General features: G+C 35.7%; 28 protein-coding genes and 1 riboswitch. Of the genes, 9 read left to right on the top strand and 19 right to left on the bottom strand.

The features are described from left to right. Positions 1-173: 173 nt before the first annotated feature. Entirely contained in the window at positions 174-1,040 is an 867-nt protein-coding gene (locus CJ191_RS03490; protein WP_246819076.1) for a mechanosensitive ion channel family protein, read from the top strand. A gap of 98 nt (positions 1,041-1,138) precedes the next feature. On the opposite strand, the gene CJ191_RS03495 is transcribed toward CJ191_RS03490, so the two are convergent. The 3 genes from CJ191_RS03495 to racE are packed head-to-tail and all read right to left on the bottom strand — an operon-like array spanning position 1,139 to position 3,081. Further along, complete coding sequence (locus CJ191_RS03495) at positions 1,139-1,633, bottom strand: YfcE family phosphodiesterase (protein WP_070468859.1); 495 nt, start codon at positions 1,631-1,633, stop codon at positions 1,139-1,141. Then, positions 1,614-2,237, bottom strand: coding sequence for an XTP/dITP diphosphatase (locus tag CJ191_RS03500; protein ID WP_070468858.1), 624 nt, complete (start codon positions 2,235-2,237; stop codon positions 1,614-1,616). Before CJ191_RS03500 ends, CJ191_RS03495 begins: the two co-directional genes overlap by 20 nt. Before the next feature lie 7 nt (positions 2,238-2,244). After that, positions 2,245-3,081 carry a glutamate racemase gene (gene racE, locus CJ191_RS03505; protein WP_070468856.1) on the bottom strand — a complete coding sequence of 279 codons (837 nt, stop codon included), beginning with the start codon at positions 3,079-3,081 and terminating at the stop codon, positions 2,245-2,247. A gap of 181 nt (positions 3,082-3,262) precedes the next feature. Here racE and mgsA point away from each other — a divergent pair, with 181 nt between their 5' ends. After that, a complete protein-coding gene (gene mgsA, locus CJ191_RS03510) occupies positions 3,263-3,727 on the top strand; it encodes a methylglyoxal synthase (RefSeq protein ID WP_070468854.1) in 465 nt (154 codons plus the stop codon). A 261-nt stretch (positions 3,728-3,988) separates the two neighbouring features. Here mgsA and trxA read toward each other — a convergent pair whose 3' ends face one another. From trxA to CJ191_RS03530, 4 genes are all read right to left on the bottom strand, one after another. Next, positions 3,989-4,300, bottom strand: a complete 312-nt coding sequence (gene trxA / locus CJ191_RS03515; protein WP_070468852.1) for a thioredoxin — start codon at positions 4,298-4,300, stop codon at positions 3,989-3,991. Positions 4,301-4,381: 81 nt separating this feature from the next. After that, positions 4,382-6,766 carry an endonuclease MutS2 gene (locus CJ191_RS03520; RefSeq protein WP_102199024.1) on the bottom strand — a complete coding sequence of 795 codons (2,385 nt, stop codon included), beginning with the start codon at positions 6,764-6,766 and terminating at the stop codon, positions 4,382-4,384. Between the two features lie 137 nt (positions 6,767-6,903). Then, on the bottom strand, positions 6,904-7,461 hold the full coding sequence (locus CJ191_RS03525; protein ID WP_070468849.1) for a CvpA family protein: 558 nt from the start codon (positions 7,459-7,461) through the stop codon (positions 6,904-6,906). Between the two features lie 34 nt (positions 7,462-7,495). Beyond that, entirely contained in the window at positions 7,496-8,029 is a 534-nt protein-coding gene (locus CJ191_RS03530; protein WP_070468848.1) for a cell division protein ZapA, read from the bottom strand. Positions 8,030-8,243: 214 nt separating this feature from the next. Continuing rightward, positions 8,244-8,407, top strand: a riboswitch (Lysine riboswitch). Between the two features lie 102 nt (positions 8,408-8,509). Here CJ191_RS03530 and CJ191_RS03535 point away from each other — a divergent pair. Then, positions 8,510-10,177, top strand: a complete 1,668-nt coding sequence (locus CJ191_RS03535) for an ABC transporter substrate-binding protein/permease (RefSeq protein ID WP_102198990.1) — start codon at positions 8,510-8,512, stop codon at positions 10,175-10,177. A 12-nt stretch (positions 10,178-10,189) separates the two neighbouring features. After that, the gene (locus CJ191_RS03540; protein ID WP_070468844.1) at positions 10,190-10,948 is read left to right on the top strand and encodes an amino acid ABC transporter ATP-binding protein; all 759 of its coding nucleotides are present in this window, start codon (positions 10,190-10,192) and stop codon (positions 10,946-10,948) included. A 117-nt stretch (positions 10,949-11,065) separates the two neighbouring features. On the opposite strand, the gene CJ191_RS03545 is transcribed toward CJ191_RS03540, so the two are convergent. The 8 genes from CJ191_RS03545 to tsaA form a co-directional block, all read right to left on the bottom strand. After that, positions 11,066-11,683, bottom strand: a complete 618-nt coding sequence (locus tag CJ191_RS03545) for a CHAD domain-containing protein (protein WP_257994115.1) — start codon at positions 11,681-11,683, stop codon at positions 11,066-11,068. Further along, entirely contained in the window at positions 11,676-11,840 is a 165-nt protein-coding gene (locus tag CJ191_RS09245; protein ID WP_257994116.1) for a hypothetical protein, read from the bottom strand. The genes CJ191_RS03545 and CJ191_RS09245 overlap by 8 nt, the downstream gene beginning before the upstream one ends. 118 nt (positions 11,841-11,958) lie before the next feature. Continuing rightward, positions 11,959-12,840, bottom strand: coding sequence for a DUF368 domain-containing protein (locus CJ191_RS03550; protein WP_070468840.1), 882 nt, complete (start codon positions 12,838-12,840; stop codon positions 11,959-11,961). A gap of 145 nt (positions 12,841-12,985) precedes the next feature. After that, the gene (locus tag CJ191_RS03555; RefSeq protein ID WP_102198991.1) at positions 12,986-14,047 is read right to left on the bottom strand and encodes a GGDEF domain-containing protein; all 1,062 of its coding nucleotides are present in this window, start codon (positions 14,045-14,047) and stop codon (positions 12,986-12,988) included. Positions 14,048-14,518: 471 nt separating this feature from the next. Continuing rightward, entirely contained in the window at positions 14,519-16,336 is a 1,818-nt protein-coding gene (locus tag CJ191_RS03560; RefSeq protein WP_102198992.1) for a DUF2207 family protein, read from the bottom strand. Beyond that, a complete protein-coding gene (locus CJ191_RS03565; RefSeq protein WP_070467490.1) occupies positions 16,330-16,872 on the bottom strand; it encodes a LemA family protein in 543 nt (180 codons plus the stop codon). Before CJ191_RS03565 ends, CJ191_RS03560 begins: the two co-directional genes overlap by 7 nt. 136 nt (positions 16,873-17,008) lie before the next feature. Next, the gene (locus CJ191_RS03570; RefSeq protein ID WP_070467489.1) at positions 17,009-17,902 is read right to left on the bottom strand and encodes a fumarylacetoacetate hydrolase family protein; all 894 of its coding nucleotides are present in this window, start codon (positions 17,900-17,902) and stop codon (positions 17,009-17,011) included. A 13-nt stretch (positions 17,903-17,915) separates the two neighbouring features. Next, the gene (gene tsaA / locus CJ191_RS03575; protein WP_070467487.1) at positions 17,916-18,596 is read right to left on the bottom strand and encodes a tRNA (N6-threonylcarbamoyladenosine(37)-N6)-methyltransferase TrmO; all 681 of its coding nucleotides are present in this window, start codon (positions 18,594-18,596) and stop codon (positions 17,916-17,918) included. Positions 18,597-18,726: 130 nt separating this feature from the next. Between tsaA and CJ191_RS03580 the strand changes: the two genes are divergently transcribed. Then, positions 18,727-19,284 carry a hypothetical protein gene (locus CJ191_RS03580; protein ID WP_070467485.1) on the top strand — a complete coding sequence of 186 codons (558 nt, stop codon included), beginning with the start codon at positions 18,727-18,729 and terminating at the stop codon, positions 19,282-19,284. Positions 19,285-19,404: 120 nt separating this feature from the next. Here CJ191_RS03580 and CJ191_RS03585 read toward each other — a convergent pair whose 3' ends face one another. Next, the gene (locus CJ191_RS03585; protein ID WP_102198993.1) at positions 19,405-20,349 is read right to left on the bottom strand and encodes an exonuclease domain-containing protein; all 945 of its coding nucleotides are present in this window, start codon (positions 20,347-20,349) and stop codon (positions 19,405-19,407) included. Between the two features lie 97 nt (positions 20,350-20,446). Here CJ191_RS03585 and CJ191_RS03590 point away from each other — a divergent pair, with 97 nt between their 5' ends. Then, complete coding sequence (locus tag CJ191_RS03590; protein ID WP_070467482.1) at positions 20,447-20,890, top strand: YaiI/YqxD family protein; 444 nt, start codon at positions 20,447-20,449, stop codon at positions 20,888-20,890. A gap of 4 nt (positions 20,891-20,894) precedes the next feature. On the opposite strand, the gene CJ191_RS03595 is transcribed toward CJ191_RS03590, so the two are convergent. Next, a complete protein-coding gene (locus CJ191_RS03595; RefSeq protein WP_257994118.1) occupies positions 20,895-21,140 on the bottom strand; it encodes a DUF503 domain-containing protein in 246 nt (81 codons plus the stop codon). 158 nt (positions 21,141-21,298) lie between these two features. Between CJ191_RS03595 and CJ191_RS03600 the strand changes: the two genes are divergently transcribed. Beyond that, positions 21,299-22,258: a 2-hydroxyacid dehydrogenase gene (locus CJ191_RS03600; RefSeq protein ID WP_102198995.1), complete on the top strand. Its 960-nt coding sequence runs from the start codon at positions 21,299-21,301 to the stop codon at positions 22,256-22,258. 75 nt (positions 22,259-22,333) lie between these two features. Here the strand turns inward: CJ191_RS03600 and CJ191_RS03605 are convergent, their stop codons facing one another. After that, positions 22,334-23,803 carry an amino acid ABC transporter substrate-binding protein/permease gene (locus CJ191_RS03605; RefSeq protein ID WP_102198996.1) on the bottom strand — a complete coding sequence of 490 codons (1,470 nt, stop codon included), beginning with the start codon at positions 23,801-23,803 and terminating at the stop codon, positions 22,334-22,336. Between the two features lie 226 nt (positions 23,804-24,029). On the opposite strand from CJ191_RS03605, the gene ybaK reads away from it, so the two are divergent. Then, the gene (gene ybaK, locus CJ191_RS03610) at positions 24,030-24,512 is read left to right on the top strand and encodes a Cys-tRNA(Pro) deacylase (RefSeq protein WP_102198997.1); all 483 of its coding nucleotides are present in this window, start codon (positions 24,030-24,032) and stop codon (positions 24,510-24,512) included. Between the two features lie 198 nt (positions 24,513-24,710). On the opposite strand, the gene CJ191_RS03615 is transcribed toward ybaK, so the two are convergent. Next, positions 24,711-25,103 (bottom strand): YccF domain-containing protein, encoded by a 393-nt coding sequence (locus tag CJ191_RS03615; RefSeq protein ID WP_102198998.1) that lies wholly within the window; start codon positions 25,101-25,103, stop codon positions 24,711-24,713. A gap of 159 nt (positions 25,104-25,262) precedes the next feature. Between CJ191_RS03615 and CJ191_RS03620 the strand changes: the two genes are divergently transcribed. Next, complete coding sequence (locus tag CJ191_RS03620; protein ID WP_070467471.1) at positions 25,263-26,072, top strand: Cof-type HAD-IIB family hydrolase; 810 nt, start codon at positions 25,263-25,265, stop codon at positions 26,070-26,072. Positions 26,073-26,153 lie beyond the last annotated feature (81 nt).

The raw sequence follows: 26,153 nt of genomic DNA on the forward strand, positions 1-26,153 counted from the left end.
TATATAACTATAAGAATATTTTACCATAGACTGCAAGGGCTTTACAAAACATAACGCACTTATTTTAAGGAAATAAATCTTGCATCCATATCTATTTATTGTCTATTTTGCAAATAACTTTACAATAATTTCCCCATTAGATAACATTAATAAAAAAGGTGAATAATGAAAGGATGATTTATTTGGATCAAATTAGACAATGGTGGCGCACATATATTGAATCCATCGATTATGCTAGCTTACTATCCAGCTTCATTTCGACTGTTTTTGAACTCATCATCACGATAATCATTTTTTGGATTGTAAAAAAAATTGTCGACCGTATTGTTGATGTATACTTTGAGCGTGATGCTAAGCGGATTGAAAATCGTAATATTGGCTCAATACAGCGTAATAAAACAATCCATAAATTAGTAGAAAATGTTTTACAATACACTTACTTTTTCCTATTAGGATACTCTATCCTAGCTATTCTTGGTCTACCAGTTGCTACGCTAGTTGCCGGTGCTGGGGTTGCTTCATTGGCCTTAGGTCTTGGAGCACAAGGTTTTATCACAGACGTTGTGAATGGTTTCTTTATTTTATTAGAACATCAATTTGCTGTTGGCGATTATGTAACAATTGCTGGTTTATCAGGCACAATCATTTCAACCGGTATTCGTACGACTATTCTCTCAGGCGATGATGGCTCTAGACACTTTATCCCTAACCGCAATATTGATAATGTAACGAATTCATCTAACACCACTCGCCATATGTATGTGGATTTATATATTGATCCTAACTCAGACCTTGCTGATATAGAGTCTATGATTAAAAATGGACTAAGTATGGCTTCAACTGATGACCGTGTCTTAGGCGAACCAGAAGTTTGGGGCTATCAGCGTGATGCAGTTGGTCGTTTATTCTATCGCGTAGTCTTTAATACTAGAGATAGCGATAAAATGGTTGTTCGTTCATATTACTATGAACAATTAACTGCATTACTTGTTCAAAATGGCTACAAGCAACCCGTTTATGACTCATATGCTGAACTTTAACGTATCAATATTTTTTTACAATACCCAAAACAATATAAATAAATCGCACGATTGACATGAATATCATGCTATAATCGTGCGATTATTTTGTATTTTCATTAACCAATTTCTGTGATAACTTCCCAATTTTGGTTATAAAACGTGACTTGCTTACTATCTCCTTGCCAATCTAAAATAGCAAAGGATGGGTAAGGGTACTTCCCTTTTGGAATACGAATTGACCCTGGATTAATAATCTTAATACCGTCAATATCTTGGTCATTCATAACATGCGTATGACCATACATAATGACGTCTGCTTGGTTTTCTTTCGCTAAGGAAACCAATTTATTCAAGTTTTGTTTTACACCATATAAGTGGCCATGTGTCACCACAATTTTCCCCTCAGGTGTATTTAAACTAATTGTATCTTTGTAATTGCCATAGTCTGTATTTCCACGTACAGTATTGAAGACGCCCCATATGGTATCTTCTTCTGATAATTCTGAATCGCCACAGTGGATAAATAAATCGATATCATCCCCCGCTTTTAAGACTAAATCAGTTAAGGCTTCATGATCTCCATGATTATCACTAGTAATCAGTATCTTCATATAATTTCAGCTCCCCACTTTCCAAGTCTTTGGCCAGTAACCGTAAGGCATTTCCACGGTGACTTATTGAATCTTTTTTTTCTGCAGACATCTCTGCAGTTGTCAAACCTTCGCTAGGCAAGTAAAAAATCGGATCATATCCAAAACCATTTTCTCCTCGTTCTTCGCGTATAATCACGCCGGATAAAGTACCATGATATTGACTGATTACTTGACCATCTGCATCCGCAACCACTAAATAAGTATGGAATGTCGCCCCTCTATCCTCATCTTGGACATCAACCATCTCATCTAACACTTTTTGGCGGTTATGCGCATCAGATTTCTCTAACCCTGCATATCGTGCGGAATAAACACCTGGTGCCCCGTTCAACGCATCTACTGCCAAGCCTGAATCATCAGCTATCACAGGAATATGTAAGCCTTTTGCCGCTGTAGTTGCCTTAATCGTAGCATTTTCTATAAAAGTTGTGCCAGTTTCAGGAATTTCAGGGTAATCTGGAAAATCTAACAGTGTCTTGACTTCTATGCCATATTGATCAAATAAATGCTTAAACTCTTTGGCTTTTCCTTGATTGGCAGTTGCTATCATTACTTGTTTCATCTGTGTATTAGCCTTCTTCCATTTGTCTTTGAATTTTTTCTAGTGTATCAATTGTGACACGGCTTACTTCAATTGGCTCAGCTAGCCAGTCATCAGCAATGTTTTTAAATAGTTCAGGTGACCCGGTTGTATAGAATTGTCTTACTTTTGGTGATGGATCATCAGACATTTTAGCAATGTCATTATAATCTAGCAATATAGAAACATCTGAGATCGTTTCTTGCCCAGAATCAATCAATTTCACTGACTGTCCTAATATTTTTTGAACCGTTTCGCGTAATAAAGGATAATGGGTACAACCTAAGATAACTGTATCTAGCCCTTTGTTTTTTATTGGTGCCAAAGTCTCTGCCACAATCTTTTTAGCTAATGGTGTATCATATTGCTGACTTTCAACTAGTGGCACGAAAGCTGGACAAGCGAGCGAAATGATGTCCAAATCTTTATTCTTTTGTAATAGATTATCAAGATATACTCCGCTTTTAATCGTCCCTTCTGTACCTAAAACACCTATTTTACCATTTTTTGTGTATTTATTCCCTGCACGCGCTCCCGGCTGAATTACGCCAATTACTGGTATAGATACACGCTGCTTAATTTCATCTAGAGCAACTGCAGTCGCAGTATTACATGCTATGACTAACAATTTGATATCTTTGGTCAATAAAAAATCGACCATTTGATTCGTAAAAGTCACTATTTCTTCGACACTTCTTGGCCCATAAGGACACCGTGCGTTGTCACCTATATAAATGATTGATTCATTGGGTAATTGTCGCATTGCTTCTTTCACTACTGTTAAGCCACCTACGCCAGAATCTAAGAATCCTATAGGTCTGTTCATGATAACCTCCTTCAACAAATAGATTATTCAAAAATCGCAATGAACAAATTATAATCTATGGTACAATTATAACAGAAGAAAACGTTTCTCTTCACTCTTTCGCATTTATTAAATGTAATTTAAAAAAGTATGGAGTAGGGGCTCACAGGTCATTTGTCGATATAAACTGGAGGATATGTATATGAAAATTGCACTTATTGCACATGATTCAAAAAAAGAAATGATGGTTTCTTTTGCAACAGCCTACAAATTTATTCTAGAGAAACATGAATTATTTGCAACCGGTACTACAGGTTTACGTATTATCGAAGCTACAGGGTTAGACGTCCACCGCTTCAAATCGGGACCTCTTGGTGGTGACCAGCAAGTAGGGGCCGCAATTTCCCAAAATGAAATGGACCTTGTTATTTTTATGCGTGATCCATTAGCTGCTATGCCCCATGAACCGGACGTAACTGCCTTAATTCGTTTGTGTGATGTATACAACATTCCCTTAGCAACTAATATAGGTACCGCAGAGGTTTTAATTCGTGGCTTAAATGCAGGTTTTATGGACTGGCGTAAACAATATGAAGAAGGCTTCTTGAATCGAGATATCTTAGATAACATAGAAAAAGGCAATGAAGGTCGTAAATTAATAGAATAAGCAAGCAATGACACCGCTTGTTTTTAGTGCTGATCAATAAAAAGTAGTGGAATAACCAAGCTAATTGGTTTCCACTACTTTTTTCATTCTCACATATATACCTCAATAAAACCAAAAGTAATCTTTGAAGTAGTTATTGCGCTTTTTCAATATAAGAAATCATGACTTTTAATTTAGCGACTAGTGCCCTTTTACGAATTGAAATAGTAAACTATCTTATAAAAAAAGCGCTCAGAATTTTTCCCGAACACTTTTTCATCATTATAAGTATTTGTTTAATACTTGTTCTAAGTTTTCTTTAGGTGTATAACCAACTAATTGTTCAACAACTTGACCATCTTTTTTGATCATTAAGGTTGGGATGGACATGATACCAAATTCACGCGCTGTTTCTGGATTATCATCTACATCCATTTTCGTAAATTTAACTTGGTCACCCATTTCATCATCTAAAGTTTCTACGATTGGTGATTGCATGCGACAAGGTCCACACCAAGTAGCCCAAAAGTCGACTAATACAACGCCTTCATCTGTTTCATTTTTGAATTCTGCATCTGTAATAGCTTTAACCATTTATATTTCCCCTCTCATTTTTAATTCTTCGTCATTATAGCATCTTCTGATCAATTTGAACATTTATCTGCTTTTAAACGATTAACCTTTAAATTTGGCGATTGTTGCCCCATTTCCACCCATATTATATGGAGCAAATTCAAATGTTTCAATGCGCGGATGATTTTTCAAAGCTTTCTGTACGCCTTGTCTTAAAGCACCTGTCCCGTGACCATGAATAATCGTTATTTGACTGTGACCAGCAAGTAACGCTGAATCGATAAAGTGACTTAAACGAATCATAGCCTCTTCATAACGTTCGCCTCGTAAATCTAAGCTGGTGTTGACAGATTTTGCTTTGCTTGCCTTAATACCTACGCGATGATTCTTTTCTTTTTTAGGTTTTTCATCAACTAATGACAAATCTTTTTCTGCTACTTCCATTTTTAGCATACCCATTTGTACGACCCAATCTTTATCTCTTTTTTCAACCAATGTACCCCGTTGACCGTAGGTTAGCACATTCACTTCATCACCAGGCGCTAAGTTTGCTTTTCTAGCTTTATTTTTCTTGGCTTTTTGCAAGACTTTGTTTTTCTTCAATTGACTTTCTTCTTGCGTTAAATTAGTTAAAGCGCTTTGACGATCTATCATTTCATGTTCTTTAATATTGCCTTTTGTTGGATGGTTCATTTGCCATTCCCGTATTTCCGCTAGAATTGCATCAGCTTTTGCTTTTGTTTCTTCAACTAATTGATTGGCTTCTTTTCGAGCACGATTCATATAGGTTTGTTTGTCAGCTTCTAAGCTGGCTTGTGCCTTTTTCAAATCATTCAAAAGATTTTCGGCATCTACTAAATCTTTAGCAGCTTCGGCTGATAGGTCTTCATACTTATGGCGTTGTGCTTCTAAGTCAAGTAGCATTTCATTCAGATTTTGACTGTCTTCTTGAATGTAAGAGCGGGCTTCATCAACCATTTCAACGGGTAAACCTAAACGCTGCGAAATATCAAAGGCGTTTGAACGACCAGGTATACCAATCAACAATTGATAAGTCGGTTCAAGGGTTATTTCATTGAATTCCATCGAAGCATTGATAGCGCCAGGGTGTTCATAAGCAAAAGTTTTCAATTCAGGGTAATGGGTAGTGGCTATCACTCGAGCATTTAGGAAGGCAAAACGGTTCAATACTGCAATAGCAATAGCTGCCCCTTCTTGAGGATCGGTACCTGATCCCAATTCATCAATCAGAACAAGTGAATGATCATCTGCTTCTTTAACGATGCGTATAATATTTGTCATATGTCCTGAAAAGGTAGATAGACTTTGCTCAATTGACTGCTCATCGCCAATATCGGCAAAAATTTCATTAAAAATTTCTACACGTGAATCAACTTTTGCAGTAATGTATAAACCTGATTGGGCCATTAATTGCAATAAGCCTACCGTTTTTAATGTAATTGTCTTACCACCGGTATTGGGTCCTGTTATCACAATCATATTATAGTCTTCATTAAAATGAATATCATTAGCTACTACTAATTTGCGGTCTATGAGTGGATGTCTCGCCTCTTTTAAGTTAATGCGTTCTGATTCTTTTGCTAAAATTGGTCGATTTGCGCCAATTTCACGGGCAAAAAAGAACTTAGCTTGAATGAAATCAAGGTCGCCTAATCGTTGGTTATTTTCTGCAATTTCATTCGTATACGGTGCTAATTCAGCTGACAATTCTTGGAAAATCCGCCTTATTTCTTCATCTTCTTGAACTTGTAGCGAGCGCAAGTGGTTGTTCGCATCCAAAACAGTTTGCGGTTCGATATATAAAGTTTGTCCAGAAGAAGATTGGTCATGGACAACACCACCAAATGCATTTCTATATTCTTGCTTAACAGGGATAACAAAGCGATTATTTCGAATTGTAATGATTGCTTCACTTAAATAAGCAGCTTTATTTGACCGTATAATTTGGTCAAGCTTAACACGAATGCCAGCTTCCTCACGCTTTATTCCTTGTCGCAAGCCATGTAGGGTTGCTGAAGCATTATCATGAACTGTCCCATCTTCTGCAATCGCATTTTGCATTTTACGCATTAAGTCCCGTAAATCAATAAATTCTTCTGCTATTGTATATAGCTGTTGTAATGCTACTTGTTCCTCTCTTAATTTATTGAAAAAGCTAGAAACTTCACCAGTTGCACGTAGCACACGGCTTATCGCCGCCAATTCTTTTCCATTTAAATCTGCGCCAATATCTAATCTTTTGAGATAAGGCTTAACGTTGATTAATTGACTAATAGGAATTCGCTTGTCTAATTCAAACAAGTGTTTCACATCGTCAACACTTTGTAATTGTTGTTCAATTTCCGCTGCTTTTGAGCTTGGTATCAGATTTAATGCCTGAATTTTACCAATTTCTGTGCGGGTTTCTTTAGCTAATTGTTGTTGTATTTTTTCAAATTCTAAGGTTTGATATATTTTATGATTCAACATTTGCCCTCCTTCAAATTTTTAATTAGGGATAATCTTAAAAAGTCGCCTTAAGTTGGAAATAGGCCGTGATAGATATCACAGCCATAAGGGGTGCCATGATTGCGCATTACGCAAAGGCATATATTTGTACGTTGTTAGAATGGTAAATTGCCCAATCCTTGCAATAGGATATTAAATACTTGTCTAGATAAAATTGGTGTATTCAAAATAATAAAGTTCGCAATAGTTGAATGCTCTATACTAGATTGAACTGCTTCAAAAGTTAATACTGTCATAAATATAAGAATAAAAAATGCCCAAAACCAAGCTGAGAAGAAGCCGAATAAGCCACCAAGAATACCGTTCCATTGAATATCCATCTCTGTAAATTTTAAATCTCTAACACTATATGTAAGTAACTTAGTTAGCAACCATATAATAAGGATGATTATTAAGATTGCAACTAATCTAAAGTAAATGATATCCATATTTTGAAGTAGACTAACTGGATAATATGCAAAAGTATTTTCGATATCAAACCCTACATAAGGCACCCATAAAGATACAATATCAACAAGATTTTGATAAAATAATAACGCAAATAAGTAGGCAATCAATAAACCTAATGATTGAATCCCTTGTATTAAAGCGCCTCGGTAAATACCAATAGCGACGCTTAGAATAAAAAACAGTAAAATAAAAAAACTGATCATACTTTCCTCCCGTAGCTCCAATTCTATTTACTGCCTATGATCTTGGTGTTTGGCGTAAGCGTCCCAATTTTTTTGAAGCAGAGTTGACACTTGATTTCAAACTGGGTTGGCTAATTTGAGGAATTTCTTGATTTTTTTTAGCTTGTGGCCCTGCTTGTTTTGTTTTTCCAGTTTTTTGAGTTCGTGTCCTTGCTTGGCTCTGGCTAGATTTTCCACTTTTAGAATCCTGACCAGCACGTAGTTTTTCTTTTTCAATTTCTGCAATTTCTTTCACTAAAGTACCCATAGTTTGTTCCATAGACTTCACGCGTATCATAAGATCAGCATTCTCTTTTGTCTTAGCTGCCATTTGGTCCTGTAAGTCCAAATAATCAGATTGAATATTCAACGCCAGCAATAACGCCATTTCTTCCATAGACATATTTGGGTTCTTTTTACTGATTTCAGCAAGCAATTGGTTAATTTCCCGACTGACTTGCTGAATATGTTCACTCGTTTTATGACTCTTAATAGTGAACTTATGATACCCCAATTTTGCCGTTACTCTATTTTTTTTGTCATTCGACATATTTGTCACTCCAACTTTTTAACTGTTTGTATTTGCTAATTATCTTGTTTTCATAATCTTAAATATTCTACCATTTATCCTAGATAATGGCTAGACCTAGCCATTATCTGCTAAAAATACTTCATATTATTTACAATATTTTTAAAAACATATAAAAGATCTAATCATATTTTCATGACAATTCAATATTCTTCGTGTATGATGGGATACAATATATTGAGATAGAGGTGCGGAGCTTATCAGTACATACTCGAGCGGGAGCTATGACAGTATGGAAAGGAATATTCGCCGAAATATTTTAACCCCAAGTTGAAATATTGGGCATAAACAAAATATGTTTATGACTGTCACTTATGCTAGTGATGCGCTATCCTATGAGTAACGACGAAAGATCAAAGACGGTCTAGATGCGTACGAATGGAAGCCTCTATTGCAATTTATTGCTGTAGAGGCTTTTAATTATTTTCGGGAGGTTATTTTATGAAAAATCACAAAGTAAGTAATACTTGGCAAAAAGTATTCATGGCTATTTTAACTATTATATTTGCTGTTATTGGTCCAACTTCTTCATTCGTTTCGGCAAATGAAGTAGGAACAACTATTGAGGTAGATGAAGCTACACTAGCAGAAGGCTTAGACCAAGATGGCGTGTTACGTGTCGGTATGGAAGCCAACTATGCACCGTTCAACTGGTCGCAAACATCCGATACAGATGGTGCGGTCCCTATAACAAATTCTGACGGTGAATATGCAAACGGCTATGACGTTCAAATTGCTAAGCGCTTAGCTGATTTACTTGCCTTAGACCTTGAAATCGTTAAACTAGAATGGGACGGTCTACCACCTGCTCTTGAATCTGGCATGATTGATGTCATCATTGCTGGTATGTCACCAACAGCAGAACGATTAGAACAAATGGACTTCTCAGATTCATATTACTCATCTGATATTGTTCTTGTAACGATGGCAAATGGTGAATATGCTAATGCAACAACCTTAGAAGATTTTACTGGTACCACAGTAACTGGTCAATTAAATACCTTCCATTATGATTTAATCCCACAAATTCCCAATGTCAACCAAGCAACTGCACTAGACTCATTTCCAACAATGATTACAGCGCTGAATGCAGGTTCAGTTGATGCTTATGTCTCTGAAAAGCCTGGGGCTATGGCTGCTGTGGCAGCTAATCCTGACCTGACTTATGTTGAATTTGCTGAAGGTCAAGGTTTTGATTTAGGAGAAGTCACTTCTGATATTGCCGTAGCAACTAGAAAAGATTCGCCATTAACCGCGATTGTGAATGAAGCTTTAAGTGTCATTCCAACTGCTGAACGTGACCGATTGATGGAAGATATGGTAAACCTTAACGAACGTGGTGAAAGTGCTAGTTTCTGGTCTGAGGTAGCAGGAATTTGGCAAACTTACGGTGCTCAATTCTTAGTTGGTGCTGGTAATACGATGTTTATTGCTTTAAGTTCAACTATCATCGGTTTTATTATAGGATTACTAATTGCTATCTATCGTTCGCTAATTGTGCGTCGTGATCAAATGCCAATCGGTTACTTTTTCTATAAATTATTCGACTTTTTGATTTCTGCATACATTGAAATTTTCCGTGGTACACCGATGATGGTCCAAGCCATGATGATTTTTTATGGTTCAAGATTATTCTTCAACTTCCAAATGTCTACCATGTTCGCTGCATTGCTAATTGTATCTATTAATACAGGAGCTTACCTTGCAGAAGTTATTCGTGGTGGTATTACCTCAGTAGATAAAGGCCAAACAGAAGCTGCACGTGCGATTGGAATGAACCATTATCAAACAATGATAACAATTGTGTTACCACAAGCTATACGTTCAATCCTACCAGCCTTGGGTAATGAATTTGTAATAAATATTAAAGATACGTCTGTATTGAATGTTATTGCGGTAACTGAGTTATTCTTCGTTACCAAGTCTGCTGCAGGTTCAACATACTTAACCTTCCAAACATTCTTAATTACAGCCATTATCTACTTCGTATTAACATTTACAACTACTCGTGTCTTGAACTTTATTGAGAGTAGAATGGCTGGGAAAAAGACTTACCATGTCTATGAATCTAGTACGAATTCAGTAGTCAATAGTCCAAAAGAACAATAGGAGGAAAAAGACATGCAAAACCAAGATCAACTAATCTTAAATGTTCAACATTTAGAAAAACGTTTTGGCGAAAATTTAGTCCTTAGAGATATCGACTTTCAAGTACGCCCAGGACAAGTTACTTCTATTATTGGGTCTTCCGGGTCTGGAAAGTCTACCCTACTACGTTGTTTAAACCTATTGGAGGAACCAACTGGGGGCGACATTTTATATCACGGCCAATCCATTTTAAATGGTAAAAAAATGAATATTAATAAATACCGTACCCAAGTTGGTATGGTATTCCAATCATTTAACTTATTTAAAAATTTCACTGCACTTGAAAATTGTACTGTTGGCCAACGTAAGATTTTAGGCCGTAGTCAAGCTGAGGCAGAAGCAGTTGCACTCAAAAACTTGGAAAAAGTAGGCATGGCACCATATCGTGATGCTCGTCCAGAACAACTTTCCGGTGGTCAACAACAACGTGTAGCTATTGCGCGTGCACTATCAATGGACCCTGAGGTATTATTATTCGATGAGCCTACTTCTGCCCTTGACCCAGAAATGGTCGGTGAGGTATTGGAAACCATGACGCAATTAGCTAAAGAAGGCTTAACAATGATTGTTGTTACACATGAAATGGCTTTTGCTAGAGATGTATCAACGAATATTGTATTCATGGATAAAGGTGTAATTGTTGAACAAGGTCCAGCTAAAGAAGTGATTGATACACCTAAACAGGAAAGAACTAAAGCCTTCTTAACAAGATATGCTAATGAACGATTTTAGTGAGAGGCTATAAATACGCTCGTAACTTTTAAAAAACTTCCTATAAATCAAATACACACTACAGAAAAAGCAGTTGGTCAAACCAGCTGCTTTTTCTATTTGCTCACTTAAATACTTTTATTTTGATAAATCAATGCTGTCTCGGATTTGGCGTAATAAGTTGTGCACATGCTCATCGTCTATTTTTTCAGCATATACATTTAATAGCTCATAATTTACATGGGCATCCGTTATTTCACCAAATTCAGTTTGAATAGCTTTGGTATCCTTAATATATTTGTTTAAATCTTTTGGTAATGTCTCGTTAAAATAAGTAGCTGCATAACGAAGCTTCTTGGCGCTTTTCCTTAGCTCGTGCACTGCTTGGTAGTCTAAAGTATTTACATATTGGTAGGCATGACGTAATTTTTTATCTTTTCTCTTGAAACGTTTAAGTGCATACTTTTTCCAATCCTTCTTTTGATCAAATAAATCAAATTCAATCACTCGTTTTGCACTTTCAATTGCTTGTTGAACCGTATCTATATTACCTTTGTTAAAAGTTCGATTCATTTCTAAACGCCTATCTTTCATAAAGGTATTAAATAAATCGTAATAATGATTACTATTTTTAGGATGATGAATTGCATACTGCTCACAATAGGCATACAAAACATCCAATTCTCTAAGTGGCCTAAATACACGCCCTGCCTCAGCTAATTGTTGGTTTAACTGGTCATAATATGCTTCATCCAACCGTTTTTTGATAAAATTTAAGAGGCCTCGTAACTCTTGAAATAGCTACTCTTAGATCATGAACAAGTTTCACGGAAAATGGATTATTCTGATAATCTATATACAAAGCTGATACTTTGTCTATCTGTTGTTCAAATACATCTTTAATCGTTTCCATCAACCTCACTCCGTTCCCTACACCTATCTACTCCTGTGTCTTGCCATTATACAAAATAAATTATTAATCGTAAAATAAAACAGGTACCTCCTAAAAAGAGATACCTGTTTTAATCTAGCTAGTCATTAGAATATTTTTCTTCTATTTTTGAGAACCAAAGTGAAAAGATTGTGCCGATTACAAAGGCAATTACACACCAAACTAAAGTACTCATAAATGATAAACCTGAATTGGCTAATCCTTCAGTAGAAAAGCCTGGAAACACTTGTGTTGGGAATAGTGCAATTGATGAACCGATGACTGTCCCCAAAATAAAATGGTACATTTTTGAATAGTAATGTTTAAAGGCCCACTCAGCTGCTTTAGCTAAGGCGATGACACATAGTAAACCACCTAGTCCAAGCGGAATAATAACTGAAAAATCAAGTGCAGCAATACCTGCGGCCATTTTGTCATACAAACCAAAGTAAATTAAAAAATTTGATGGACTCATCCCAGGTACAATCACACCTAAACCGATTAAAGCGCCAGAAAGAATCCAAGTAATAAAGGAAGGTGTAACTTGAGTAATATCTTGACCTCCAAAATACATAATTAGAAAAATAATAATAGCTGTGACTGCTAATATTGTTAAATCAGCAGTACTTCTACCCTCTTTACCAGCAGATTTAAATAACGAAGGTAATGTACCGACTACAAAGCCGATAAATAAGGTAATAAAGATAGCTGCATACAAACCAAATGCTTTTTCAACAAAAATAGAGAAAACAAGGATTCCTAATAAGAAACCGATACCTACAGGAATGAAGTAGCGGACATTCTTCCAAAAGTTTTCTGTGATATTGGCTAAAAAGTGAATGATTTGGTCGTATAGTCCAAAAATAACGGCTAATACACCTCCAGATAATCCTGGAAGGATACCTCCAATACCTACTGCTGCACCTTTAAGTACACGTATAAACCAATCTGCCGAAAAAACAATATCTTTTTTATTATTCATCTATTCTCCTCTTTCATTCTTTTTTCTAGATGCCCATAGAAGACGAATCTAGTCTACTCTTGTATTATAGCTATTGTATCAATCTTTAGACTGAAATTCCTAGCCTAAGATTGAGAAATATGCGGATAGGATAATATTTAATAACTTAACACATATTTACTTTTTTCTTATCACTTACTGTTTGATTTTTTCCTTGAAGCTTTGCTTGGTACAGCGCTTGATCTGCCCTAAGTAAAGTAGTTTTCATATCTTCATGGGACTTGCGGTGCGCTATGCCTATTGAAACAGTAAGACTTATCGGTTCTCCATCTTCACTTAATATGAATAACTCAGAGATTTTTTGATGAATCTTTTCTGCTAACTTAATTGCCTTCTGTCCGCTCCAGTCAAAAACCAAGCTAACAAACTCTTCACCCCCATAGCGATAATAATCATATAAATCAGATTTCAAATCGTTGAGCACTATCCCAATTTCTTCTAAAGCTTTATTGCCAACAAGATGCCCATATGTATCATTTAACTTTTTAAAATTATCTATATCTAAAATCAAAACTGAATACGAATGATTCTCTCTTGAAATTTTTTCTAAATCCTCTTCTAATTTTCGGGCATTATATAGTGTAGTCAGGCTACCATGAACAGAGGATTGGTACAATTTATCTAAATCTTTGGTGAAATGATAAGAAATATAAATAAATACAGAGGAAAGACCAGCTAGCAATAAATAAGATACAAAAATTATTGGTGGTTCATCTAATCGAACGAGCGAAATTGGTATAGTAATCACAGTTGTTGCAAGGGCTAAAATCCATAATTGTAGTAATGGTGAAAATTTTTCTTTAAAATGATCAAACAATCCTAAACTTAATAGTATATAAGCGAAGACAATTATAAGGCTTATGCTAGATACTAATAAATCACCAAATAAAAAGCGGCAAATTGCAATCAAGATCATTGATGGGTATGCAATTTCCTTACCTAAATAAACTATGGTATAGGCAAATAATACAGGACGAAAATCAAAGCGAACGCCTTCCACAATAAAGGAAGACAGCATCAAACAAATACCTGCTACTGTTTGTAAACCGATAAATAAGAAACGATTATTCGTCGGATTACGTCTTTCTTCAATGCTATATTGCCAACGCCAAATAAAATAGATGTCAATAAAAATAATGGCCATATTGGCCAAAACATTTACTACCATTCTACCCTCCTATAATATTCACTTTCCTACTATCAAACTAGTTTTTTCATCTTTATACTTTTAAAAAGCTATCCCGACTAATATATCATGATTCACTATTGAATTCTCATTTTAAGTTCTTTTTTGATAAAAATGATGACTAATCCTCCAACAATTTGTAATTGGAGTGGATTTTTTCACTTTAGTATCACAACTTCCATATTATAAATAGTATTGAATGATATCGATACTTTTAATTTTAATGATTATGAGAATATTCAAAAATAAAAAGAGGCTGAGAAAAAATATCTCAGCCTCTTTTGCTATATAATAACGTTTATAATCAGATTTTAAAAGATAGCATTGTCCGATATTTCTTAAAATGCACCAATAACATTTCATTATTGTTCGGCTTTTGGCCAAGTACGTCAATTCCCAGCTACTTTTATCTCAACTTCCAACACAATGTTTATTTAAATTTAGTAGGCTCAGTTAGCGAACACCACCGCCACCACCGCCACCGAATGAACCACCGCCGCCACCAAAGCTGGTACCACCACCGCCACCAGAAGATGACGAGGCTGTTGCAGCGCTATGTCCATCAGAATATGAACGATTTAACATTGAGCCATAGTAAGCATAGTAGAAGAATGGTGCATCCGAGTATGTTGATATTTCTGCATATTCAGGATAGATCTTGCGAAACTCTTCTTCTACTTCATCTGCAATACCAAATGCACCGGCATAAATCATCAATTCATCCCAAAGTGCTACCTCGTTAGTTTGGCGTTCATTTAGTAAAGAGAAATCTAATAAATAGTTTTTAAATTTTACAACATTGTCTCGTAATTCAAAACCTTTTTCAGTATAAGCTACTTTCGCTACTTCATGGGCAATATCTAAATCAGTCTTTTCACGACGGGGCTTAGCTGTTAAGCCCGTAAGCGTATAGCCGTTGTCTTCTAGATAATCTGAAGAGTAGGTATCCAGGGCTGACTGATAAGCTTCAATTTTTTTATAGTTTTTTTCGATATATTTAGAAAAGGCTTTTTGTTCTACACGTCCGTCCTTTTGCGCGACCTTTTGCATTAATTTAAATAATCGTGCAACAGGACCAGTTGGTGCTTGCTCAGACTGAATATATATAACAGCTTGATCTTTAGACCGTAAGAAACCAGTAATTTCTTCTTCACGGACGGTAATATAGCCATTTTTAACCAGATATAAAATACCAGCAGTCATATAATTTTGGCGTAATTCATTCTCATTATCAATTAACTGTTCTAAAACTTTATATAGTTGGAATATATCTTTACTAGGCGTCTGACGGTAATATTCACCTTGTGTACGTCTTTCCATAGTGGCCATCGTTGGATAATATTTTCGATATTTTCGTTGATTAGCCGCGTATTGACCAATACTCCAGACACCAGCACCAAGTCCCCCTGCTGCTGCTAAAGCAGATATACCTAGGATTACTTTTGTATCTGTGCCCATAGAAGTATCCGCTTCATTCACTCCATCCATCTCTTGGATTTCTTCGTAAGTGGCATTAGGATCATAGTCCTCATAGTTATATGAAGAACCCTCAAAAGCCTGCTCTACAAATGAATCAAACGTTCTGTCTTCAATAATAAAGTCAGTTGGGTACATACCATCTGGAATACGTAATAGGATAGTAACGTAGTTATTAGCACCTAAAGACTCAGTAGAGGCTGTATGTACGACACCGTTACTTGTGATATCAATATTACCTTTGTACCCAAATCCCCAGATACGATTATCATCATAATTGAATGAAGCTATCTCTGAAGAAATTTCTACAGACACAGCATCTGGTGATGGGGATAGGTCTGAGTTAATGAACTGCCAGTAAACCATTTGATCCGTTGAAGTTTGCGTAACAAAATTTGAAATTTCATAAGATAACTCATAAGTATGATTCCCATATTCAGTAATACCCCAATTCAATTCATTGGTGTTTTGCCCATAGGTTCCTGCTTTTTGTTCGAAACTATCATCAATATCCCAAGATGATTGTTCTTCTAAAGGCTGACCATCCATTGAAACAGTAAAATTAGAAATATCCTGAATATCCTCAAGATTTAAACCTTTATAAATCTCTGTCCCTTCATCAGTATTCATATCCCAAGTTTCATGAATTAATGCTGAACCATCCGATTGTAAAGTCACCTCTACATCAATTGCATTAATTTCATTTGCTAATACTGATTGGGGCATTACCCAAAATAAAAACAACGCACCAAAGGCTAAGATAAATCCAATAGCTTTTTGATGTGTTTTTACCATTGTGGCATCTCCGCTTTTTCTGCTGAATTTTCAAAATATTCTTCTGCTGTAAATCCTGTAAATCCAGCAATAACAGAATTCGGGAAGGTTTTAATTAAACGATTGTATTTAGTAACTGTATCATTAAAGACCATACGTGATTGACGTACATTATTTTCATATGTATTGACTGAATTCATCGTTGATTGATAAACTTCTGATGCTTTTAGGTTAGGATATTGTTCCACAACAACATCAATTGAACGTAACGCACGATTGAAGGCTGCATCATCTTTTTCTACATCACTAACTGTTGAGTTTCGAGATACACTAGCACGTGCTGCTACAATTTCAGTTAATGTATCGTGTTCATGTGTTTGATATTGTTTTGTTGCTGAAATTAAATTCGTTAAGGCATCCCATCGAGATTCTACTTGTGCTGCAATTTGCGCCATGGCATTTGAAACCATTTCTTTAGAACGTACGAAGTTATTATAGGCACCAATCCCCCATATAACTAATAAAACAATTATCGCAATGACAACAATCCACACCATAATATCCAACTCCTTTTCTTTTGATGTTTTAATTATACTTTAAATGTCATTATCGATAAAGCAATATCATTCATTATTGTACAAAAAAGAGATTAAAAGTACTATAACAGCATTTACATCTCCTTTATACTTCAATTTATTTTTCGACCTCAAAGGTATTGGTTAAACGTCCAAGATGTTCGATCTCAACAGTAATTTCATCACCAGTCTTTAGCCAATTTTGCGCATTTTTTGGATATCCTAGTACAACACCAGATGGGGTGCCTGTTAGGATAATATCTCCGGCTTGTAACGTCATGTATTCAGAAATATACGAAACAATTTCAGCCACATTAAAAATCATTTGTTGGGTATTAGCCGATTGTACAAGTTCCCCATTACGAAACGTTTTAATATTAAGACGGTTAACGTCTACCTGATCTTTAGTAGTTAAATAGGGTCCAATGGGCGCTGAAAAATCATTGCTTTTACCTAGTAACCATTGACCGGATTTGAATTGTAAGTCACGAACAGATACATCATTAGCAACAGCGTAGCCAAAGACAGCATCTAATGCGGAATCTTTAGGCACATTCTTGGCTTTTTTCCCGATAATCACTGCTAATTCGCCTTCATAGTCAAATTGCACTCCTCGTGAATTTAAAGGAATCACTTGCTGATGACTAGCTAAAGCATTGTTAAATTTTGAAAATAGTACTGGCTCATCCGGGGTATCTGAAATACTCGATTCACTGACATGATCATGGTAGTTTAAACCTACACAAATAATCTTCTCTGGATTATTAACCACTGGTGCATAGGAAATAGTAGATTCATCCACGAAAGAAACCTCGTGTGCATGGTGTGTATAATAATCAAGGATTTGTTGAATATGGTCCTCATGTGACCCTTGAATAATTGCCTTCATTTGATTTGGGACAGGGATTCCTAGAGTCTCACTAGCTTCCGAAAGATCTATAATGCCAAATTCACTCTCAATACCCACATGAATATTATCTGAATTTGCTTTATAATATTGAAGAAATTTCATAGTTATCCTCCTATTATCTATCTACTTTGATTATACTTACCACTCTTAAAATACCACTTTTTACGGTAAAATGTATATCATATGCATCAAATCGCATGCCGTATACTTTATCAGTATCCACTTGAGTTCTCGGTCTTGGATCTTCGACTAAAACAGCAAGCAATTGTTCAACCAGATCAGTTGGTATCACAGACGAAACCTCATCTGCTATTTCTACCTTTAGCGGTTGCCAGGCCACCTCATCCATAAAACCAGATCTAGCGCCTTCATGAATATCTGTCTTAATATATGGTTTGATATCCAATATAGGCGTATTGTGGCGTAAATCGATACCTGATACCTCTAATGAGACCTTACCACTTTCATCTACATGGACTTTTTCTAGTTTCACAGAAGACAGCCCGATTGGATTAGGTCGATACGGTGACCTTGATGCAAAAACCCCCACTCTCTGGTTTCCACCCAACCGTGGTGGCCTAACTGTTGCCTTATGGGTACGTCCTTTTTGTTCAGAAAAATGCCAAACTAGCCATAAATAATCAAATGCTTCAATACCTTTAAAATAAGCTTCTTGGTTGAAAGGTGGATAAAAGTAAATTGTTCCCTTTACTTCAGGCACTACCATACTTTGTCTGGGAATACCAAATTTTTCAATAAAGGCATTTTCAATCCAACCGATTGGTTCAATTTTCATATAATTCCTCCCGTACACTAACCCACTAATTATTATACGATTATTTACTATTTTGCTTACATAAACTTGTTTAAATTTCTCCTAGAAACTATACTAAGTTAAAATGTAAACAAAACTAAAGGAGAAATTTATGGCCAACATAGATACAGTTAAAAAACGCTATACTCACACTCACTATTCTGAAATGCCCTATATCAATCCAAATCGCGATTTTGATACCTTTATAGATAAGTTAGCTGTCCAAAAGGAAAATCTTGTCCCAAAAAGAAATATGCAACGTACTGATGAAGGGTTGCTTCCTGGACATATTATTCTATTATGGCGACTTGACCTAGGTACCTTCTCAACTGAATCGGCTATCCCACGCTACTTTGAGTATAGCTATGGTATTAATGCACTAGCTGAATTAGATGTCCTTATTGAAGCTGGCCTAGCTTACCAAATGTCAGCCAAAGAAACACTATACTTGGTCAATGCGGGCACATTGAAGAGAATCCTAAAGAATGCCGGACTTTCCGGTTACTCATCAATGAAGAAAGATGCTTTAATTAAATTTGTCCAAAATGAAATTAGTGAAGATGATTTAGCACCACAAATGCCTATGATTGCTTATCAAACTACTGAACGTGGTCACAAACTAGTTGAAAAACACCATGATATTATTCAACGGCACGGCCCCAAAGGCTAATCCTATAGTAGATTAGACTGTGACAAACCACTCACAGCTTCTTTACTTGCAATAAATTATCCAAATATATATCTGTCTATAGGATAAAGCAATAAACACCTACTAGCATAGTGACTAATACTAGGACATTTCCAGTAGTTGTTTAAATATTTTTTCTGAAATAATTTTAATTTTTTCACCACGGTTAGCGTATTCTTCAGCTTTTTTAAATTTACTTGTCTTTTTTTGTTGATTTAAGTCAGATTGTGCAACGATTAAGTAATCTGTTTTTAAGGTAACCGATTTTCCTAATATTGCGCCTTTATTTAAAGCGCTTTGCATGGCTTCTTCACGCGACATATTCTCTAGGTCACCGGAAAAAATGATCGTTTTATTAAATAAGGGATGCATAGGATTAAAGTTAGATGTTTCTGCTTTTAAATCTTCAACTTTAATCTTCTTTGGATAAGATCGGCGATAAAAAGCATTTTTGAAATCTTGCTCACTTTGGTAAACTTTCTTAGCTTGATGAAAAAGCTGATTATAAACTGCCACTGTAATAAAGCAATCGTTCAAACCACGGTGAGCCCCTTGATAAGAGATACCATAAAATTTTGCCATTGTCCCCAACTTATGATTAGGTGTACCCGTCACTAATTTTCTTGCAATGGTCAACACGTCAAGATAGTCATTCCTTATAGGGGCATTATACAAACTAACTGCCGTATCATAAATAAAACTTAGGTCAAATTTTACGTTATAGCCTAAAATAATATCTTCCTGTAGAAAACCTAAAAATTCTGGCAATGCTTGAATAATTTTGGGCGCTGTCATGACCATATCATTCGTTATACCGGTTAAATTGGTAATAAAAGCTGAAATTGGCTGGTTTGGTTGAACAAGTGTTGAAAATGTCTGCGTTATTTGGTGGTCACGAATACGAATTGCTGATAATTCTATGATTTCATCATTATTCGGTTTTAATCCAGTTGTTTCAATATCAATCATCACGTAATCTTTTGGAAAACCAATGATTGATTTTCCCATATACGGTCTTTTTTGACTTGAATTTCTATTGTAGGTCATAGTGCCACTTCCTTATTAAACACTGCTATTCTTTTGATTACATTATATTATACGTTTATTTTATCCATTCGTTAATTGATAGAAAGGAAAATTTTTCATGAAAATTTTTATTGACGGAGATGGTAGTCCTACCAAACAAGAAGCCATTCAAATAGCCAAACAATATCAATTACCTGTTATTTTGGTCACATCAATCGATCATTACTCCACAAAACCTACTGCAGGTCATGTTGAAACAATTTATGTTGATCGTGGTAAAGATGCTGCTGATTTTAAGATCATCTCCCTCATATCTTCTGGCGATATCTTAATCACACAAGATTATGGATTAGCATCTCTAGCGTTAACAAAAGCCATAGTTATTCACCATTCAGGAATGGTTTATAGCAAGATGAATATCGACCGATTACTCCAGCAACGCTACGAGAGTCAGCAACTGCGGAAAGCTAAAGTACGGACTAAGGGTCCTAAACCCTTTACTGATGAGGATAGAGTACATTTTAAACAAGTTTTAGAAAATATTATCCAAGAACAGATTTAATGTCTTATTCATACCAATCCTGTGCGATGACTTCAATGGGATAATGGTCTTCACAAAAATCTACAGCTTTATTTAACATCTTCTCCGCAAAACTGTAAGAATTAGAAACAATGCCTATCCCAAGTTTTGCTTGATTTATTAGATCATAATCACCTGTTTCAGCTACTGTTACACCATACTTAGCTGAGACTTTTTTCATCATGCTTTGTAAAATTCTCCGTTTATCCTTTAGTGAGTCGCTAGCAAACATAAATTTAATTTCCAAACCTAATAAAATCACGTCAATCACCTACCTTTTTAAATCATCTCATAAAATGATAGGGTGTCAACTGATTGAAATAAAATACTTTATACCTTATAGTGAAAGTATCTATCGATTGTATACTTTAAGTAAGAAAGGAAGATACGATGAAAATTGCTTTATTAGAACCATTGCGTGTGCCGGAATCACGAATTCACGAACTCGCACAACCGTTAATTGACGATGGGCATCAATTTACTTATTATCCTGAAAAAACGACAGACCCTAACGAACTATACGAGCGCTCTAAGGATGCAGATATTGTGATGATTGCTAACAATCCTTTTCCTGCTAAAGTAATTGAAAAACTAGAGAAAACAAAATTCATTAATGTGGCTTTTACTGGTTTTGACCATGTTGACAGTAAGGCATGCAAAGACAAAGGTATCGCCATTGCGAACGCATCAGGCTATGCAACAACTGCTGTTGCTGAATTAGCGCTAGGTTTAACCTTAGATTTATTCCGCGCAATTTGTACAGGAAATAACGATATCCGTAAGGTTGATTTCCAAGGTCCATTCCAAGGGCGTGAGATTAACGGAAAAACTGTTGGGATTGTAGGTACTGGCCACATTGGTTTAGAAACCGCAAAGTTATTTAAAGCTTTTGGTGCAAAAATTATCGGTTACAACCGTTCAGAGAAACAAGAAGCCAAAGACTTAGGTATTGAATTAGTCGATCTTGATGAATTATTAAGCCAATCAGATATTGTATCAGTCCACCTACCATTAAATGGTGAAACGAAACATTTATTAAACAAAGAAAAATTAAGCTTAATGAAAGAAAGTGCAGTAATCATAAATGTTGCCCGTGGCCCGATTATTGATAATGCAGCTTTAACAGACTTATTAAACAAAGGCAAAATAGCAGGTGCTGGTATTGATGTATTTGATGGTGAACCACCTTTACCTGCAGACTACCGATTGTTAACTGCTAAAAACGCTATTTTGACACCACATGTTGGGTTCTTATCAGACGAAGCAATGGCATTAAGAGCAGAAATTGCTTTTGAAAATACTAGAGCCTTTATCGAAGGTCATCCAAAAAATATTGTACAAGAAGCGTAAATGATTGCTAATCGATTTAGCAACATGCAAAAAATCCAGGAGAGACTGTAAAGTCTTCCTGGATTTTTCTTTATCCTAGCGTGTTGATTTTGAATTTACGTAACGTTTTTCAATGTAATTTGAAAGTTTTGTTAAAATCGTGATAATCACAATGTACATCAAACCAACAATTAACCACATACTACCTGATTGGTAAGTACGGGCGATAATGATACGACCTGTTTGTGTTAATTCTACAATACCAATTACAGATAGAATTGATGTATCTTTCAAGGTAATCACAAATTGATTAATAAATGATGGTACCATTACTTTCACAGCCTGTGGCAAAATGATATGACGCATTGTTTGACTATTCGTTAAACCTAAACTTCTAGCTGCTTCAGTTTGACCAGCATCAATAGCTTGAATGCCTCCACGAACAATTTCACCCATGTAAGCTGCAGCATTCAGTGATAATGTCAAGATCCCTGCTAAGTTACTTGAAACAGTTACGTTAAACATTTGTGGAATACCAAAGTAGATAAAGAATGACATCACGATTAGCGGTAAACCACGCATAATATCAATATAAACGGTCGCAATAGCTGAAAGTACCCCATTTCCACTGGTACGCATTAAACCTAGGAAAATACCTAAAATGGTTGCAATTACTAGTGATACAATCGCTAAGTATACTGTAGTCCCTAAACCAGATAACAAGGCAGGAAAATTATGACTTAATTGAGTGAAGAATCCATTAGCATTGCCAGCTGATCCGCCTTCTTCATCTCCTAGATAGTTGCTAATGATTTCATCATATTCACCAGACGCCTTAATAGCTGCTAATCCATCATTAAACATTTGTAGTAATTCTGGATTTTGACCTGCTAAAACAGCGAAACCGTATGAAACTGGCTCTAATTGGTCACCGATAATTTTTAGGTTTAATCCACCTGAATTAATAGCATAGGCCATCACAGGATAATCTTCTACTGCAGCCGCTGAGTTTCCGGTAACCACATCCTGGTACATATTAGAAGAATCATCAAAAGTTGTTACAGTAAAGCCATATTCATCTGCCATTGATTGTGCAATCGTTGCACCTTGTGTTCCGGTTTTAACAGCTACATTTTCTCCTTGTAAATCATCATATGATTCAATATCTGAGCCTTCTAGTACAGCGAATGTTGTGCCTGAATCAAAATATGCGTCTGAAAAATCAAAGGTTTGTTGCCGTTCCTCAGTAATTGACATCCCTGCGATAACCGCATCTGCTTGTTGAGACTCGACCGCTTGAACGGCAGCATCAAAACCAAGTGATTTTAATTCATAGTTAAAACCCTGGTTAGCAGCAATTGCATCTAGTAATTCTACATCGATACCAGTAAAATCACCATTTTCATCTACAAACTCAAATGGTGCAAAAGTTGTATCAGTTGCAATAATATAGGTATCTCCACTACCTGTCTCAGTTGCTTCAACTTTCTCAGTAGAGATAGCGCATAATAAGGTAAGTAAACTTACCATAAATACAGTGAATGATAGCTTTTTATGCTTCATCATAAACTCTTTCACTTCTTTCTTCATAAGTTTTTAATGCTTTCACACGATGGTTACAAGTATACATTGAAAATTTCAAAAAAGGAAAGAAAATATAACGTAAAATGTTAGGTTTTTTTACATACAAAATGAATGAAGGGTCATTTCATTACATTCTTTTTTTTCGCAAATTAAGCAATAATATGTAAAAATATATTTGAAGAGTATAAATAGAAAGACAGGTATAAATATGGCAAAAGTAAAAAAGACCAATGTCATCCGAAAACTAGACCAACAAAAAATTCCTTACACTGAGATGACCTTAGCTGAAGATTTTCAGCCCCAATCAAGTGAAGATATTGCCAACATTCTAGGCATAAATCCTGATCAACAATTTAAAACCCTAGTCACACATGGTAAGTCTAAAAATCATTATGTTTTTTTAGTACCAGTAAACCATGAATTGGACTTGAAATTAGCCGCTGCTGCTGTTAAAGAAAAAAATATTCACATGATTCCACAAAAAGACTTAGAGCCACTAACTGGTTACGTTCATGGTGGATGTTCTCCTATTGGCATGAAAAAGGCATTTCCAACTGTTATTGATGCTAGTGCCAAAAATTTTGATACGATCATTTTTTCAGCTGGCAAACGTAGCTTTTTAGTTGAAGTACCCGTAAACGAACTAGATAAAGTAATCGCATCATTAAATTTTGCTGATATTTTAGCGTAAAACTAGAAGGTTAGACTAAAGTCGTTTAGAATTGACGTTCTGGACCAAAAGCCGAACAATAATGGCATATTATTGGCGCATTTTGAGAAGTGTCGGAAAATGCTGACTTTTGAAACCCGATTATAAACGTTTTATATAGAAAAGAGAGACTGAGATATTTTAGTCCCAGCCTCTCGTTTTTTATTTTTTCACATCATTCTATCTAATATCCATATATACTGTATCTGATGGTATGACTCTCGCCCCAAAAGGAACAAGGGAAAGTAAAGCTAGTTTAAAATGTTGTTTGGCGAATGGTATACCGATTATTGTGAGGGTTAAAATTCCTGCTGTCACTAAGTGCATCAAGGCCAGCTCTAAGCCTCCAAAAATTAACCATAGAATATTTAATAAGAAACTACCAAAACCACTGGCTTCTCGAACGACATCTTTCCCAAATGGCATCAGTGATAATTTGGCCATTTTAAAACATTGTTTTCCTATTGGAATACCTACGATCGTTATACACCATAAACAGCCAACGATGAACCAAGAGAAAGCAGAAATAAGCCCCCCAAAGATCATCCAAATCATATTTCCTAAACAGCCCACTAGCATTCATCCTTTCATTTTCGTTTTCAGTAGCTTATGGTTATAATAATAGCATAAAAGAGTTTACTGGCCCTCAGACTAACGATGTAACTTGCAAGAACTAATAATTGTAAGCGCTATAGAGCCATCTAGTAAACAAATACCGTATGGAGGATTTTCATGACAGACATCAAATTAATTGCTATTGATATGGACCACACACTATTAAATGATAAAGGGCAAATCCCTGAAAACTTTACCGACCAAGTATTGGCACTAAAAGAACAAGGGATACAAGTCGCCATTGCATCTGGCCGTCCTTTATATACTTTAGTAGATATGTTCAGTCATATCGAAGACCATTTAATTTTTGTTTCCGATAATGGTGCAGCGATTACAAAGCAACAAGAGCAACTCTTCAATTCAATTATCCAGCAAGATGACTATCGCAAATTAATGGCCTTTACCCTAGAACAAGAAACAGCAGCGGGAATTCCTATTCTATGTGCCTTAGATGCAGCCTATATCCCAAAAGCACATGACCAATATGACGAAGTTTACCGTACTTTCTATACCAATATTTATTATTATGATGACTTTGCATCAGTAGATGCTGTAGTCAACAAATTTACAGTCTATACACCGAATAATGACGCAGTTGACCAATACTCAGCTATTTATGGTCCAGCACTTAATCAGCGGTTTTCTGCCACTGTTTCCGGTAAAGAATGGATTGATATCATGAATAAGCGTATCGATAAGGGTCAAGCCATGTATCAATTGAGCAATTTACTAAATATTTCTACCGATCAAATGATGGCCTTTGGTGACAATTACAATGATATTGAAATGTTGACAGCCGTTAAATATTCTTACGCTATGGAAAACGCTCATGACGATATTAAAGAACAAGCCAACTTTATTGCACCTTCAAATAATGACTTAGGTGTATCTAAGGTTATCCAAGATCTTTTAGATGGTAATTTATAAGCTAAATACCCCGAGGTTAATTGTATGATGATCATTTTCCTCGGGGATTTTTATTGTTTTTTTCTTATTCAACTAAGTGAA

The sequence above is a fragment of the Aerococcus viridans genome, from assembly GCF_002871935.1.
Lineage (GTDB): Bacteria > Bacillota > Bacilli > Lactobacillales > Aerococcaceae > Aerococcus > Aerococcus viridans_B.